General features: G+C 30.7%; 19 protein-coding genes and 1 riboswitch. Of the genes, 14 read left to right on the top strand and 5 right to left on the bottom strand.

All coding sequences use genetic code 11. The features are described from left to right. Positions 1-86: 86 nt before the first annotated feature. The gene (locus NMU03_RS03720; protein WP_290141347.1) at positions 87-836 is read right to left on the bottom strand and encodes an HAD-IIB family hydrolase; all 750 of its coding nucleotides are present in this window, start codon (positions 834-836) and stop codon (positions 87-89) included. A gap of 120 nt (positions 837-956) precedes the next feature. Here NMU03_RS03720 and NMU03_RS03715 point away from each other — a divergent pair, with 120 nt between their 5' ends. Genes NMU03_RS03715 through NMU03_RS03690 form a run of 6 tightly spaced genes read left to right on the top strand, consistent with a single transcriptional unit; the run spans position 957 to position 3,982 of the window. Further along, on the top strand, positions 957-1,727 hold the full coding sequence (locus tag NMU03_RS03715) for a MerR family transcriptional regulator (protein ID WP_290141346.1): 771 nt from the start codon (positions 957-959) through the stop codon (positions 1,725-1,727). Position 1,728: 1 nt separating this feature from the next. Then, on the top strand, positions 1,729-2,322 hold the full coding sequence (locus tag NMU03_RS03710; protein WP_290141345.1) for an ABC transporter ATP-binding protein: 594 nt from the start codon (positions 1,729-1,731) through the stop codon (positions 2,320-2,322). After that, positions 2,277-2,540 (top strand): hypothetical protein, encoded by a 264-nt coding sequence (locus NMU03_RS03705; RefSeq protein WP_290141344.1) that lies wholly within the window; start codon positions 2,277-2,279, stop codon positions 2,538-2,540. The genes NMU03_RS03710 and NMU03_RS03705 overlap by 46 nt, the downstream gene beginning before the upstream one ends. Next, complete coding sequence (locus NMU03_RS03700; RefSeq protein WP_290141343.1) at positions 2,537-2,926, top strand: hypothetical protein; 390 nt, start codon at positions 2,537-2,539, stop codon at positions 2,924-2,926. Before NMU03_RS03705 ends, NMU03_RS03700 begins: the two co-directional genes overlap by 4 nt. A 17-nt stretch (positions 2,927-2,943) precedes the next feature. Continuing rightward, positions 2,944-3,306 carry an ABC transporter permease gene (locus tag NMU03_RS03695; RefSeq protein ID WP_353956654.1) on the top strand — a complete coding sequence of 121 codons (363 nt, stop codon included), beginning with the start codon at positions 2,944-2,946 and terminating at the stop codon, positions 3,304-3,306. After that, entirely contained in the window at positions 3,293-3,982 is a 690-nt protein-coding gene (locus NMU03_RS03690) for a GNAT family N-acetyltransferase (protein WP_290141341.1), read from the top strand. Before NMU03_RS03695 ends, NMU03_RS03690 begins: the two co-directional genes overlap by 14 nt. 22 nt (positions 3,983-4,004) lie before the next feature. On the opposite strand, the gene NMU03_RS03685 is transcribed toward NMU03_RS03690, so the two are convergent. From NMU03_RS03685 to NMU03_RS03675, 3 genes are all read right to left on the bottom strand, one after another. Next, positions 4,005-4,694 carry a radical SAM protein gene (locus NMU03_RS03685; RefSeq protein ID WP_290141340.1) on the bottom strand — a complete coding sequence of 230 codons (690 nt, stop codon included), beginning with the start codon at positions 4,692-4,694 and terminating at the stop codon, positions 4,005-4,007. Beyond that, positions 4,640-5,239 (bottom strand): ECF transporter S component, encoded by a 600-nt coding sequence (locus tag NMU03_RS03680; RefSeq protein ID WP_290141339.1) that lies wholly within the window; start codon positions 5,237-5,239, stop codon positions 4,640-4,642. Before NMU03_RS03680 ends, NMU03_RS03685 begins: the two co-directional genes overlap by 55 nt. A 61-nt stretch (positions 5,240-5,300) precedes the next feature. Next, a riboswitch (PreQ1 riboswitch) is annotated at positions 5,301-5,347 on the bottom strand. A gap of 28 nt (positions 5,348-5,375) precedes the next feature. After that, positions 5,376-6,206 carry a phosphate ABC transporter substrate-binding protein gene (locus NMU03_RS03675; protein ID WP_290141338.1) on the bottom strand — a complete coding sequence of 277 codons (831 nt, stop codon included), beginning with the start codon at positions 6,204-6,206 and terminating at the stop codon, positions 5,376-5,378. Positions 6,207-6,421: 215 nt separating this feature from the next. Between NMU03_RS03675 and NMU03_RS03670 the strand changes: the two genes are divergently transcribed. Then, positions 6,422-7,189 carry a formate/nitrite transporter family protein gene (locus NMU03_RS03670; RefSeq protein ID WP_290141337.1) on the top strand — a complete coding sequence of 256 codons (768 nt, stop codon included), beginning with the start codon at positions 6,422-6,424 and terminating at the stop codon, positions 7,187-7,189. Positions 7,190-7,257: 68 nt separating this feature from the next. On the opposite strand, the gene NMU03_RS03665 is transcribed toward NMU03_RS03670, so the two are convergent. Continuing rightward, complete coding sequence (locus NMU03_RS03665) at positions 7,258-7,665, bottom strand: GNAT family N-acetyltransferase (protein WP_290141336.1); 408 nt, start codon at positions 7,663-7,665, stop codon at positions 7,258-7,260. Positions 7,666-8,216: 551 nt separating this feature from the next. Between NMU03_RS03665 and NMU03_RS03660 the strand changes: the two genes are divergently transcribed. Genes NMU03_RS03660 through NMU03_RS03630 form a run of 7 tightly spaced genes read left to right on the top strand, consistent with a single transcriptional unit; the run spans position 8,217 to position 13,846 of the window. Next, complete coding sequence (locus NMU03_RS03660) at positions 8,217-8,528, top strand: hypothetical protein (protein ID WP_290141335.1); 312 nt, start codon at positions 8,217-8,219, stop codon at positions 8,526-8,528. A 15-nt stretch (positions 8,529-8,543) separates the two neighbouring features. Further along, positions 8,544-9,581 carry a V0D/AC39 family V-type ATPase subunit gene (locus tag NMU03_RS03655; RefSeq protein ID WP_290141334.1) on the top strand — a complete coding sequence of 346 codons (1,038 nt, stop codon included), beginning with the start codon at positions 8,544-8,546 and terminating at the stop codon, positions 9,579-9,581. Between the two features lie 11 nt (positions 9,582-9,592). Continuing rightward, on the top strand, positions 9,593-10,756 hold the full coding sequence (locus NMU03_RS03650; RefSeq protein ID WP_290141333.1) for a V-type ATP synthase subunit I domain-containing protein: 1,164 nt from the start codon (positions 9,593-9,595) through the stop codon (positions 10,754-10,756). Further along, positions 10,732-11,118, top strand: coding sequence for a hypothetical protein (locus NMU03_RS03645; RefSeq protein WP_290141332.1), 387 nt, complete (start codon positions 10,732-10,734; stop codon positions 11,116-11,118). Before NMU03_RS03650 ends, NMU03_RS03645 begins: the two co-directional genes overlap by 25 nt. 15 nt (positions 11,119-11,133) lie before the next feature. Beyond that, entirely contained in the window at positions 11,134-13,059 is a 1,926-nt protein-coding gene (locus NMU03_RS03640; protein ID WP_290141331.1) for a V-type ATP synthase subunit I, read from the top strand. Positions 13,060-13,084: 25 nt separating this feature from the next. Continuing rightward, on the top strand, positions 13,085-13,513 hold the full coding sequence (locus NMU03_RS03635) for an ATP synthase subunit C (RefSeq protein WP_290141330.1): 429 nt from the start codon (positions 13,085-13,087) through the stop codon (positions 13,511-13,513). A 24-nt stretch (positions 13,514-13,537) separates the two neighbouring features. Further along, positions 13,538-13,846, top strand: coding sequence for a V-type ATP synthase subunit F (locus NMU03_RS03630; protein WP_290141329.1), 309 nt, complete (start codon positions 13,538-13,540; stop codon positions 13,844-13,846). The last annotated feature ends 12 nt before the right edge of the window (positions 13,847-13,858 follow it).

Below are 13,858 nucleotides of genomic sequence, written 5' to 3'. Positions count from 1 at the left end.
TCATTTTTGTATATATTTGTCAATTTATCCAAGTATAATTTTGAAATAAGCGAAAATGTATATTATCTATTTATTAAAAATAAAAATTATTTTATCATATCAAAAATACATTCAGATAGCTGTGAAACAATCTTTTGGGCATGTTTTTTGACATCATCAGGTGCATAATCAAATGTATAGCTATGTTCAATTGCATCTAACATTGGTAAATCATTATAATTGTCACCAATACCATAAACATCATCATTGGATAAATGAAAATAGTCTTGAATAATCTTCGTACCATGACCTTTTGAACAGCCTTTCATGGCTAAATCAATATGTTGATTATTTTGATAGGCTTCAATATGTTTACCAAACTTGTTTTTAATCTTTTGTGTCATTTCTTTAGCCAAATTCATTTTATTTTCTTGGTAATGGAAAGAAAAAGATTGCACATAGTCATAAGGAAATTCATCAAAAGAATGAATTTCATGATCAAAAGCATAATCATCAAATTGCGTATTAAGATGATAAGTTGTATCATGACATACTAAAGAAATGTTTTGTTGATGTGTAAATTCATAAATCTCTTTCACTAAAGCAATCGGAATCTGACTTTCAAAAAGAGGTTGATGTTCTTTATTTAAAACCAAACCACCACTTAATAAAATATAAAAATCATAATTGACTCCAAAAGGTTTTGAAGGACGTAAAATACCACTTAAACTTCTCCCTGTACAAATACCAAATAAATGTCCTTGTTTTTGAAAATCTTGAATAGCTTCAATATCTTCTTTTTTCATATGGTCTTGAAACCATAAGGTATTATCAAAATCACTCGCTAATAACTTCATATTTTCACCTCAAGTTTTATTATAGAGAAATATTAAAAAAATACAAAGAATATTTTGATAAAAAAGACTTGTTTGTGACGTAACGTCATGAATTATAATAAAGATGAAAGGATGATAAACATGGACAAAGATTATATGACTATTGGAGAACTGGCAAAAAAGATGAAAACAACAGTGAGAACTTTGCAATTTTATGATCAAAAAGGATTGCTGATACCATCTATGCAAAGTGATGGCAAACGACGTTTATATACTTATCAAGATATGGTGCAATTACATCAAATTCAATCTTTAAAGTCATTAGGTTTTTCGTTAGATGAAATTAAAAATCAGTTAGAAGTTTTAGATACACCAGAAAAAGTAGAAAAAGCCTTAAGTCATCAGGCTTTGTTAATTCAAGAAAAGATTCAACAGTTAACTAAAACTTTATCAGATATAAAGACTTTAAAAGAAGAAGTGATTCAAATGCAAAGTGTGAATTTTAAAACATATGCGGATATTATTGTCAATTTACAGATGAATAATGAAAATTATTGGGTGATTAAATATTTTGATGAACAGACATTGGATTATTTACGTCGACGTTTTAATAAGGATAGTGGCTTAAGTTTTATTGAGAAATTTACACAAATCAGTCAAAAAGTTTTAGAACTGAAAAATCAAGGTGTTGATCCATTGGATGAACGTGTGCAAGTTTTAGCTAAACAATTTTGGCAAATGGTTGAAGAATTTACAAATGGGGATATGAGCATGTTACCTCAGTTAATGAAATTCAATGAACTTGATGATCAACATGAATGGGCACAACAACAAAATCAGGTGAATGCTTATTTACAGCCTGCTTTAGGTTTATATTTTCAAAAAGCAGGGATTCAGTTAGGAGATGAATAAGATGAACACGATCGTTGAAGTTTCTCATTTAAATAAATATTATGGGTCCTATCATGTTTTAAAAGATGTGTCTTTCAATGTGAAGGCAGGAGAAATATTTGGTTTACTTGGAATGAATGGGGCTGGTAAAACAACATCTTTAGAATGTATCGAAGGCTTTTTAAAATATGATAGTGGACATATTTCTACCAAAGGACATATGGCAATTCAGCTTCAAAATGAATCATTACCAGCTTATATAAAAGTGAGTGAAGCCTTAACCTTGTTTAGTAAATGGAAAAAAGTATCACTTTCCCATCGGTTATTACAATCATTAGGAATTATATTCATCATGTCTAAACAATATCAACAACTTTCAACTGGACAAAAAAGACGTTTACATTTAGCTTTGGCTTTAATCAAACAACCTAATCTTTTAATTTTAGATGAACCAACAGCAGGTTTAGATGTTGCTGGACGTTTGGCTTTACATGACACAATTCGTACCTTACAAAAACAAGGTGTGACCATTATTTTAGCAAGTCATGATATGAGTGAAGTGGAAAGTCTTTGTCAACGCATTGGTATCTTAAAAGAAGGACAACTTGTTTTTTAGGAACAGTTGAAGAATTAACTTTATATATGGGAAAATGTTATGATATTAAAGTTTTGAGTCAACAAGGAGAAAAGAGATATACAACGCAAGACATAAATCAGACACTCAAGCAAATCTTAGCTGATTCTCAACAACAACATTTAGATATTTTAGATATGCGTGTTAGTCGTGGCACCTTAGAACAACATTTTTTATCTATTGCTGGAGGTGATGAATGATGAAAGCATGGCTTTATGGTATTTTTGTTCAATTTCAAATGGATATACGTAGCCGTTCTTTATTTATTACTTGTTATCTTGTGCCTTTGTTGTTCTTTTTGATGATGGGAAGTGTCTTTACTTCCATTATGCCTGAATCAAAAGACACTTTGATTGCTTCAATGACCATCATGGGTGTATCGATGGGAGCATTTATTGGGTTACCACCAGCTCTTGTTGAAATCTATGGCAGTCCGATCCAAAAGACTTATTTAGCCAATGATATTCCTGTCTATTATGGTTTATTGACATTGTTTATGTCTTCATTTTTACATTTACTTGTAATGAGTAGCTTGATTTTATGTCTTGCACCACTTTTTTTGATGCGACCATACCAACTCATTTAGGCATATATTACTTACATTTGATATTATTAATTATGACATCATTAAGTGTCGGAGCTATTTTAGGATTGTTTGTCAAAACTCAAGCAAAACTAACCATGCTCAGTCAACTTGTCTTTTTACCATCACTGATTTTATCAGGCATTATGTTTCCATCATCTTTGTTACCAAGCTTATTAGAAAATCTTGGAAAATTATTTCCTGCCACTTGGGGATATCGTATGTTGATAGATAATAAGATTGGTCCATATTATCTATTCATTTTATTAGTGATATTTTTATTCTCTTTACTCATTTGTTGGGGATGCTTAAAAAAGAAGCGTTGTTACTTTTTATTTCAAAATGATATAATAACAAGAGGTGATGATGATGAGATTAGATGAAATTGATGATATAGATTTGATAGAACCCATACGTTTACAAACAGTTAATATTTTATATAATGAAGATGATGGCATTATTATGTTGGAAAAAGAAAGTCAGTCTTTAATGATTTCTATGACAAATATGGAAAAATTGAAATCATTGTTTTCACTCTATCATTTAGATCAGTATGATTTATATGATGTTAAACAAAAAGAAATTGTAGATTTATTACTTCATGAATATCATAAAAAAGATGTGTTTGCTTGTTATCAGGCTGTTTATCCATTCAAAACATATATTGATTTTGCTTTGCCTCATGATGTTTCTATTCAACCTTTGACTTTACAATATTTAGATGAAGTTTATCAGATTTATCATCATTTGAGTGATAGAGATTATTTACAAGATCGTATTGAACAACAAGCTATGTGGGGTTTATTTGTGAAAAATGAGTTGGCTGGTTTTATAGGAATACATAAAGAGGGGAGCATGGGTATTTTAGAAATCAAGAAAAACTATCAACGTCAAGGCTATGGTTATTTATTAGAAGCTTATTTAATCAATCATTTATTAAAACAAGGCAAAGTACCTTTTTGTCAAGTTGTGGTAGGAAATAATGCTTCATTAGCCCTGCAAAGAAAATTAAATATGCGTCTATCATCCCGTTATTCTTATTGGGTTTTTGATGAATAAAAAAGCTGTCATTTGACAGCTTTTAATCTCCAACTCCAAAATCAGTCGGTTCACATAAAAAATCATAACGTGGATCGTCTTGTAAGTAAGCATAGTTTTGCATAAACCATTGAACTAATGCATCATCACGTTTAATTGGTGTGGAATTGTTACGATAGATATTGATTGTTCCATGTTGGAAATGATTGACCAATATCTCTATATCTTTTTGAATCATTTCTTTGGTTTGCCCTTTGATACCAACCATTAAACATGGAGAATCAAAATATTTTTTTAATTCTTCAATACTTTGAAACGTTGCATTTTTGTTTAAAACACGATTTCTAAAATTATCATCAAAAGTTTCAATACCAATTTTAATGATGGTACGAATCCCAAAGAAATCTCTAATTTCTTGAATACGATGACGATAAATCCAATGTGCTTCGATAAATAATGTATGAATATGTTTATCTTGAATGATTTGTTTAATGTTTTGAAGGGTTATTTGTGGAAGTTCAAAAATACTTGCAGAATCAATCACTTCCAATACTCCATATTCACCTGTCACACGACTTAAAACGTCTTCATTGATACGAACCATTTCATCATGGCAGGTTGAATTATCTTCAATATAATCACAAAATGTACATTTTGACCAGGCACATGGTCTAGCTTTTAAAAGAACGATTTCTCTTTGGCATTTGTTTTCAATACGGCTGTATCTTTCCATGCTATCCCCCATTTCTCATAAAGATGTCCTCTTTCAATAATAGCCTTTGTCAGACATACAGCAAAAAACTTATCCATATAATCTGTAAAGACTTGTACTATTAAGATACTTAATACAAGTGGCATTCCTAAATGATGGAATACAACTACAAAAGTGCTACTGGCACCAGAAGTGATTCCATTGAATAAAGCCGCTGTAATACAGGCACTCAATAAGGATGTAGGAATCCCAACAAGCAATGAACCAATTGGTGTGCGCCATCCTGTTAACCATTTGCCATGATACAAATAACCGGCAAAGAAACCTGTTAATAATTGCACCGGAGCATAATAGAAGGAGTATATATCAAATGTTATACCACTTGTTAAACTGCCAAGTACTCCAGTCAACATTGCATACTTAGGACCTAAAAGTCCTGCAACTAAGATGGTTCCAATTGAATCCATGTAGAATGGGATAGAAAATGTCATGGCAATAAAAGCACCAAGCACATTAAAAACAATTCCCATAATCACAACCATTTGAATCTTTGTTTTCTTTTTCATATTCACTTTTCCTTTCTTCTAAAAAACAGTTAGAAGCCAGAAAAGGGATGGTAGCCATCCCTTTTCCTTAGTTTTTTATACTGGGTTTGGCTCTCGAACCAGTGTATTTACATTATAAAGAAAAAATGAAATGCCGTCAATAAGACATTTCATTTGTTGTAGGGACAAGCCCCACAGCGCGAATGATTTTTTGTCCATCTTCACTTGCGATAAATTGAAAAAGTTTTTGAACTTCTTCATTTTGTTTTGAGATTTCTCCTTGTGTTGCCATAACAAATGGTCTTTGTAAAGAATATTGACCATTTTGAATAGTTGTTTCATTAGCTTTTACACCATTAATCGCTAATGTTTTAACTGATTCATCCACGACATCTAAAGATACATAACCAATTGCCCCAGGGATCGATTGAGCTTTCGCAATAATGGGTCCTGATTCATTAACTTCATTAGCGTATTGACATTGTTCTTCAAGCTCTAAGATTTCTTCAAAGGCACTACGTGTTCCAGAGCCTGATTCACGACCAATCACCACAATGGGTAAATCCTGACCACCCACTTCTTTCCAGTTACGAATCTTTCCTTTATAAATATCAATTAATTGTTGTGTTGTTAGATTATTGACTTGATTGTGTTTGTCAGTGACAATCACAATCGCATCAATCGCTACAATATTTTCAATCAAACCTTTTTCTTTTTCAGTATCTTTTAAATAACGAGAAGAATTTCCAATTTGTGCTGTTCCACTAAAAACAGCTTCAATGCCTGCACTTGAACCTGTAAATTGTGGTTCAATTAATAATTCAGGATATTGATCATCCATGCCTTCTTTTAAAGCATTGATCATTTTTTCCATTGATGTTGAACCATTTAAACTGATTTTCTTTGTTTCTATATCAGCATTAACTAAAAAACTTGAAAAACATAAACAAACCAAAACAATACCAATTAATATTCCAAACTTTTTCATTGTGTTTCCTTCCTTTATTTCAATTCATCATTACTTTAACAAATTTCAATATAACATTCGTTAATATCACGCAATGATTATATTAAGTTTATGTAAAGTTTTAACAAAAATTTAAAGAAATATTTACAAAAGAATCTTTGTAGTAAAACATGGAAAAAGTTTTGCCTTTTTTGATTGTATTCGTTATAATTATTTTGATTTAAAGGAGAGGTATTATGATTGGTGATATTGAAACACTTTGTAAATTAGCAACTATTAAATTAAATTTAATGAAAAATGATCCAAAACGTTTTTTTGTAAGAGCCTTTATGGCAGGAGCTTATTTGGGTTTGGCTGCAATTTTGTCTTATACTTTAGGAGCTATGCTAAGTGATCATAATGTAGTTGGAAAAATTGCAGTGGCTGCTTCTTTTGGAATTGGGCTTGTTGCGATTGTTTATTTAGGGGCAGAATTATTTACTGGAAATTGTTTTGTGACAATTATGCCAGTATTAAGAGGCGATGTGAAAATCAAAGACATTGTCCCAATGTGGATTGTTTGTTATGTTGGGAATATGATTGGGATTGCCTTGATTTGTTTCTTATTTATTAAAAGTGGTGCCCAAGAAACCATTATGACTCCTTATTTAAAAGGAATTATGGAATCAAAGCTGAATTTTGATGTGATGGAATTATTAATTAAAGGAATCTTATGTAACTTTGTTGTATGTGTGGCTGCTTATTCAGGTGTCAAGATTAAAGATGAAACAGCTAGATTAATTGTCATTATGATCTTGGTTATGACATTTGTTTTACCAGGATTTGAACACTGTATTGCAAATGGTGGGATTTTTACAATGGGAATGACACAACTTGGTAGTGCCATTGATTGGTCAATGCTGCCTTTACATATGTTGATTTCAACACTTGGTAATATTATTGGTGGAAGTGTTCTTCTAGCTGTTCCTATTTATATTATGTTTAGAACTGTAAAAACAAAATAATAACAATAATAAAAAAATGGCCCCATATACAATATAGGAGTCATTTTTTTAGCTGTTTAAAACAATTTTTAAACAATCTTTTTTTGTCTTAAAATACCATGATAGGGTCCTTCCTGACATGTTCCCATTGCTTCAAAACCAAGACTTTCATAGTACTTAGCTAATTTGATATTATCATCAGCACTATCAAGCCTTAAATAGTGTTTGCCAAGTTCTTTCGCATAGTCTTCAATATATTTTAAACAGCTAGAACCAGCATGAACATGTAGTTGACTGATAAAACGTGAAATATAAAGAGCAGAGTCTTGATTGTCCCAATTTTCATCTGTTTCTTTTAAAACAACGCCACAAATGATTTGATGATGATTTGTTAAAACAAAGAGATGTCCATCTTGTTGCATTTGTTGATAATAAGATAAAGGAAAGACTTGCTCATAATTTATGATATTCCATTGTTGGATTCCTTGTTCATCCATCTATTTCATTCTTTGTAAAATCATATCAAAGATAACAGGAACATCTTCTGGAGTTGCTTTTTTGAATTGATAAGTCATATCTTTTCTTCCTCCTTGTTTCATTATTCTATCATAAAAGAAAAAATCGTATATGATAAAAAGGAGATCTAGAGGGAAGCTATATTACAAGTTTTAAAACGTTATCATCATGATTTTTGAATCAATGTATCGAAAGAGAAACACAATAGCCTTATGGAATACAAGGTATTGAACACATATGATGGTAAACACTGGAAAGTTCAACATGCTCATTATTTCAAAAACTAAGATTTTATTGATATCAAAAGATTTCTAAACAATCCTTGATAAAAATAAGTAAATGGGATAATAGTTTATTCATTATAAAAAAACATTGATAAAAACAAAGAAAAACCGTTTATTATCATAATAAAAAACATTGATGAAATAATGGTTGCTTTTAATCTTTTTGACAAAGTATTGTTTTGCTTGAAATTTAAAAAAAGAGGAGTAAACTATGTGAGAATAAATGATTAAAGTGAGGAGGGATTATTTTGGACAAGATTATTGATGATATTGTTTCAGTAGATTTAGAGTGTTCAAAAAGAGTTGAAGAAGCGAAAAAGAAAAAGCAAGATGTTCAAGCCAATATGAACACAAAGAAAAAAGAGATCTATGATTCTTTTGTGAAAGAATATCAAGTCAAAATGGATGCTCATAAGAAAGAATTAGAAGCAAAGATTCAAGAAACAAAAGTCAAAAATGAACAAGAGTACAAAGAATCACTAAATCAGCTCTCTAGTCTTTACGAAAAGAATAAAGATGAGTGGGTTTCTACCATTGTTAATCGTTGTAAAGAATTATAGAGAAGAGGTGAGCGTATGAGTTCTTTTTCATCAAATGCGATTCTAGCAAAAGCACGCTCTATGTATTCACGTAGATTAACAGAGCAAAATTATGAAGAGCTTTTGAAAAGAAGAAGCATTAATGATTTAGTTGCTTATTTAAAAAGCGAAACAGCTTATAGTGGTATATTAGCTGATTTAAAAGAAGTCAATATTCATCGTGGTCAATTAGAAACTTTATTGAATAAAGAAATATTTCTAAGACTTGATCGTTTGATGCGGTTTGCTTCTAAAAAGGAATTAGCATTTTATCGCTTAGGTGTGATGGAATTAGAGATTCAGTTGATTTTGACAAAAGCCAGATTAATTGTATCTGATTACTACACAGGGTATGAAATTGAAATTCCGGATTATTTAAATAAATATGCTAGTTTTGATCTCTATGGTTTATTAGCTATTAATGATTATGATAGTTTGTTATTTTTATTAAAAGGAACAAAGTATTATAGTACATTATTGAAATATAAACCTGAAGAAGATGAAAGATTTGATTCAAACTTATTAGAGTTAGAATTAAAACATATTTATTATGCTGAGTATGTTGATGTCGTTAATAAGCTGTATAAAGGAAAAAAACGTAAAGATTTATTAACAATGATCAATACATCTATAGAGTTACAGAATATTACAAAGATATATCGTCTAAAGAAATATTTCAATGCAACTCCAGATCAAATTAGAGAAACATTATTTATGGAATATAGTCGTATTCCAAAAAGTGTTATGTTTGAGCTTATTGAAACAAAGGATGCCAGTGAGTTTTTAAGAAAATTATCTGAGTCACCTTATAAATTATATATTGATGATCATGAATTTGTGTATATTGAATACTATACAGAGAAAATCAGATATAATTTAGCACGACGTTTCATGAGATTTTCAACAGACAGTGCATTGGTTTATATGACATATAAAATTGTATATCAAGTAGAAATTGATAATCTTAAACATATTATTGAAGGTTTAAGATATGGAGAGGCACCGAGTCAGATAGAAGCGATGCTGATCTATTAGGGGGACAAGATATGGCTATAGAAGAAATGATGTTGTTAAATATGACTTTTGATCGTCGTGATTTAGATCAAGTCTTATTTACACTTAAAGATTCCAAGTACTTTTATCCTCAACCTGCTTCAAAGATTGTTAATAATGTAAAAGACGTACATGCATTAGTTGAAGATAGTGCTTATACAAGATTATTGGATCGTTTGATTCAGGTTGCATCTGATATGAAGTTGGATTTGAATAAAGATTTAGCTTATGATAAAACATTGAATTTAGAAAAAGAAAATCAATATTTAAGTGAATTAGAAGCTGAAATCAAAAAAATCAAGGATGTTCAAGATCAGTTAATAACTGAAAAAGAAGAGAATGAAAAAACATTGGAAATCTTAAAAAGATTATCACTCAGTGAAGTTGATCTTGATCATTTATTAGATTGTCAATATGTTAAAGCGAGATTTGGACGCTTTCATAGACAAAATCTTGATAAAATTAAACATTATGAAGGTCGACCATTTATTTTTAATAAATTAGGTGAAGATCGTCATTATGTCTATTGTTGTTATATTGTGACAAATAACTTAATGTTAGAAGTTGACAATATATTTAAAGCGTTAGGGTTTGAAGAAATTGAGATTCCTTCATTTGTACATGGAAAAGTTGATGATGCAAAGAAGGAATTAGAAGAAGAGGTTCATGCGATGGAAGAATATATTTTACGTATGGATCAAAAAATGACAATTTTAAGAGAAACACACAAAGTTGATTTGTTGAAATTATATGCGACAGGTTTATTCTTACAAAGAATTGAATCGTTTAAAGTCTTTGTGGTTGATTATCAAAGTAAATGTGCAATTTATGGATTTATTCCAAAACGTTTGATAGAAGAGTTCAAAAATATGTTGAAGCATATCAGAGGAATGGAATATCAAGAATTACCTGCTGATATCTTAGATCATCAGGAAATTATTGCGCCAACAGTTGTGCATAATGCAAAAATTGTCAAACCGTTTGAGATATTAAGTAAAGTGAAACAATCGGATAAAATTGATACAACAATTGCAGTCGCTTCACTTTATTATGTTATCTTTATTATCTTTTTGGGGGACTTAGGAGTTGGAGCTGTATTAGCACTGCTTGGACTTCTTATGAGAAAGAAAAAATGGGAAGTTTACTTCTTTCACTAGGTGTAGCGACACTGCTTGGAGGACTTATTTATGGAGATGTTTTCTATACAATAAACCTCTATCCAGCAATAGCATTACCACTTTCAACAATTTATAAATTGGTTGATGGTATACTTCTTCTCATTGTTGGAACATATACAATAGGATCATTTAAAAAAATGTATCTTGAAAATTCCGCAATGGAAAAGGTCCTTTCAATGAAGGGAATTTGTGGTTTGATTATTGTGTATGCATTTTTGGTATATTTTGGTTGTGTTTATGAAGCACATCTTAACTTACCATTTATGCCATTTGCTATTGTGATTGTTGCTTGCCTTGTGTTTGTTTTTGCAAAATCAATTTTAAAGAAAAAAGCAGTATAAGGAAGGGAGAAATATATGGCAATAGCAAAATTAAAGCTTGTGGAAATTGAGTTTCCCGCACAGCAATATGATGCTGTATTATTAAAGCTTATTAATCTTGATAATTTTCATCCTGAGTCTGCTTCTAGATTTGCTGATTCAGTTCAAGGGTTATCGGTTTTAAATCGTGAAAATCCTTATGCTGATTTAATTGCAAGAATGGAAGAGGCAAGGGATAAATATCATATTCAATTAAAGAGTGCTGATGTGGATAATGTCAGAATGAACATTATCCAAGCTGATACATTCTTTTGCGATGTATTAGAAAAAGCTGCACAAATTGAAAAAACAAAAGAAGATTTATTAACAATGATTCAAGAGAATGAAGCAACAATTTCACAATTAGAACATATGATTGATGCAAATATTGATTTTGATAGATTATTCTCTTGTAAATATTTACAAATTCGTTTTGGACGTTTACCAACTGTGAATTTAGATAAGTTGAAATATTATGGTGAACAGAAGTTCTTATTTAAAGTTCTACATAAAGGGACAAAAGAAACTTATTGTAGCTATCTTGCAACAGCTGATAATGCGCCAGAAATTGATAACATCTTTTCTTCATTGTATTTTGAACGTATTCATATTCCTGAATTCGTTCATGGAAAACCAAAAGAAGCTTTAACAGTTTTAAAAGAAGAAGATGACACAGCCAAACAATATATTCAAGTTCTTGATCAAAGAATTGAAAAATTGTTTAATGAAAATTTAACAGAAATGAATCATATTTATTCTATTTCTAAAAAATTAAATGAAACATATGATGCACAAAAATATGTTGTTGTGTTTGGTAAAAATGCTGCCGTTTATGGTTTTGCTGAAGAAAAAGATGCTAAAAAGATTCAAGCAGATTTTGAACAGTTGGATGATGTGAAAGTAGAAATCAGTTCAGCTATGAGCGATTCTCGTTTAACACCACCAACAAAATTAAAAAACAACTGGTTCTCAAGACCATTTAGAATGTTTGTGGAAATGTATGGTGTTCCATCATATACAGACTTTGATCCAACAAACTTAGTCGCTATCAGTTATACATTCTTATTTGGGATGATGTTTGGTGATGTTGGACAAGGGATTGTGTTGTCACTAGTAGGATACTTCTTCTATAAATGGAAAGGTATGCAATTAGGTGCTGTAGGAATGCGTTTAGGTATCTCAAGTACTATCTTTGGTTTTGTTTTTGGTTCTATTTTTGGTAGTGAAGCATTATTTGAACACTTTATGGAACCGATGTTTTTGCCGATGGAAACAGAAAATACGATGACATTATTAATGGCTGCCATTGCGACAGGGGTTGTTTTGATTATTATTTCTATCGCATTTAATATTTTCTTAAATTTGAAAAAGAAACATTGGGGAGAAATGTTGTTCTCTCAAAATGGTTTGGCAGGACTTATTTTCTATGTATCTGTTTTATTACTTGTGGCCAATATGCTTGTTGGTTTGAATTTACCATTAGGTGGTCCTATTTATATCGTCTTATTGATTGCGATGCCAATCGTAATGATTTTCTTAAAAGAACCACTTTGTCATAAACTTGAAGGAGAAAAAATGTTCCCACATGGATTTGGAGCATTCTTTACAGAAGCCTTCTTTGAATTATTTGAAGTTATGTTGACATTTATTGCCAATACTATGTCATTCTTACGTGTTGGGGGATTCGTCTTATCACATGCCGGGATGATGATGGTTGTTTATACATTGGCTGAAATGGTTGCCGGAGGACCTGGAATCATTAATTTTGGATACATTTTAGTTGCGATTATTGGAAATATCTTTGTTATGTGTTTGGAAGGTATGATTGTTGGTATCCAAGTTTTACGTTTAGAGTTCTATGAAATGTTCTCACGTTACTATGAAGGAAAAGGAAAACCTTTTACATCAATTCAAGAAAAATAAAAAGAAATATTTGGAGGAAAAAATTATGAATTTAATGATGTTTATTTTACCTGCTATTGCTGTTGTTTTATTATCTTTACCATTAGTAAAAATGTTTACTTCTAAAGTAAGTAAAGAAAGTGCAAAATGGCGTTTATTCACTCATATTGGAGGATTCTTTGGAGCTGTTGCTTTAACTTTATGTTTATCTATGGGTTCAGCATTTGCAGCGGAAGGTGCTTCTATTGTTGGTACAGTTGCTCAAGGTATGGGATTTATCGCTGCTGCATTAGCAACTGGATGTTCTGCATTAGGTGCTGGTATTGCCGTTGCAGCTGCAGCTCCTGCTGCAATTGGAGCTTTCTCTGAAAATGATAACAACTTCGGTAAAGCCTTGATTTTCGTTGCCTTAGGTGAAGGGGTTGCCATTTATGGGTTATTAATTTCAATCTTAATTATCAACAACTTAGCTTAATATTTATAAGAAAGGTCTGATTATATGAAATTTTTCTTAATCAGCGATAATATTGATACATTAATAGGACTAAGACTTGTAGGTATTGAAGGTGTGGTTGTGCATACAAGAAAAGATTTTCTTGAAATATTACAGACAAAGATGAAAGATTCATCTATTGCCATTATCTTAGTCACTACAAAATTAGTTGATATGTGTCCAGATATTATATCTGAGATAAAATTAAAACAACAAAAACCACTCATTACTGAAATACCTGACCGTCATGGTAATTCTAAAATTGGTGAAACAATTGATGGTTATGTATCTGAAGCTATCGGAGTGAAATTATAGGAGAGATAGATT

Source organism: Allocoprobacillus halotolerans (assembly GCF_024399475.1).
Taxonomy (GTDB): domain Bacteria; phylum Bacillota_I; class Bacilli_A; order Erysipelotrichales; family Coprobacillaceae; genus Allocoprobacillus; species Allocoprobacillus halotolerans.
Note: the sequence above shows the minus strand (reverse complement) of the source record. Positions and strands in the feature narration are given on the sequence as shown.

Excerpts from the sequence above, each read along its gene's own strand:
- NMU03_RS03640 (WP_290141331.1), top strand. The coding sequence starts at position 11,134 with ATGGCAATAGCAAAATTAAAGCTTGTGGAAATTGAGTTTCCCGCACAG.
- NMU03_RS03710 (WP_290141345.1), top strand. The coding sequence starts at position 1,729 with ATGAACACGATCGTTGAAGTTTCTCATTTAAATAAATATTATGGGTCC.
- NMU03_RS03635 (WP_290141330.1), top strand. The coding sequence starts at position 13,085 with ATGAATTTAATGATGTTTATTTTACCTGCTATTGCTGTTGTTTTATTA.
- NMU03_RS03630 (WP_290141329.1), top strand. The coding sequence starts at position 13,538 with ATGAAATTTTTCTTAATCAGCGATAATATTGATACATTAATAGGACTA.
- NMU03_RS03720 (WP_290141347.1), bottom strand. The coding sequence starts at position 836 with ATGAAGTTATTAGCGAGTGATTTTGATAATACCTTATGGTTTCAAGAC.
- NMU03_RS03670 (WP_290141337.1), top strand. The coding sequence starts at position 6,422 with ATGATTGGTGATATTGAAACACTTTGTAAATTAGCAACTATTAAATTA.
- NMU03_RS03650 (WP_290141333.1), top strand. The coding sequence starts at position 9,593 with ATGGCTATAGAAGAAATGATGTTGTTAAATATGACTTTTGATCGTCGT.
- NMU03_RS03675 (WP_290141338.1), bottom strand. The coding sequence starts at position 6,206 with ATGAAAAAGTTTGGAATATTAATTGGTATTGTTTTGGTTTGTTTATGT.
- NMU03_RS03665 (WP_290141336.1), bottom strand. The coding sequence starts at position 7,665 with ATGGATGAACAAGGAATCCAACAATGGAATATCATAAATTATGAGCAA.
- NMU03_RS03700 (WP_290141343.1), top strand. The coding sequence starts at position 2,537 with ATGATGAAAGCATGGCTTTATGGTATTTTTGTTCAATTTCAAATGGAT.
- NMU03_RS03680 (WP_290141339.1), bottom strand. The coding sequence starts at position 5,239 with ATGAAAAAGAAAACAAAGATTCAAATGGTTGTGATTATGGGAATTGTT.
- NMU03_RS03685 (WP_290141340.1), bottom strand. The coding sequence starts at position 4,694 with ATGGAAAGATACAGCCGTATTGAAAACAAATGCCAAAGAGAAATCGTT.
- NMU03_RS03690 (WP_290141341.1), top strand. The coding sequence starts at position 3,293 with ATGAGATTAGATGAAATTGATGATATAGATTTGATAGAACCCATACGT.
- NMU03_RS03645 (WP_290141332.1), top strand. The coding sequence starts at position 10,732 with ATGGGAAGTTTACTTCTTTCACTAGGTGTAGCGACACTGCTTGGAGGA.
- NMU03_RS03655 (WP_290141334.1), top strand. The coding sequence starts at position 8,544 with ATGAGTTCTTTTTCATCAAATGCGATTCTAGCAAAAGCACGCTCTATG.
- NMU03_RS03715 (WP_290141346.1), top strand. The coding sequence starts at position 957 with ATGGACAAAGATTATATGACTATTGGAGAACTGGCAAAAAAGATGAAA.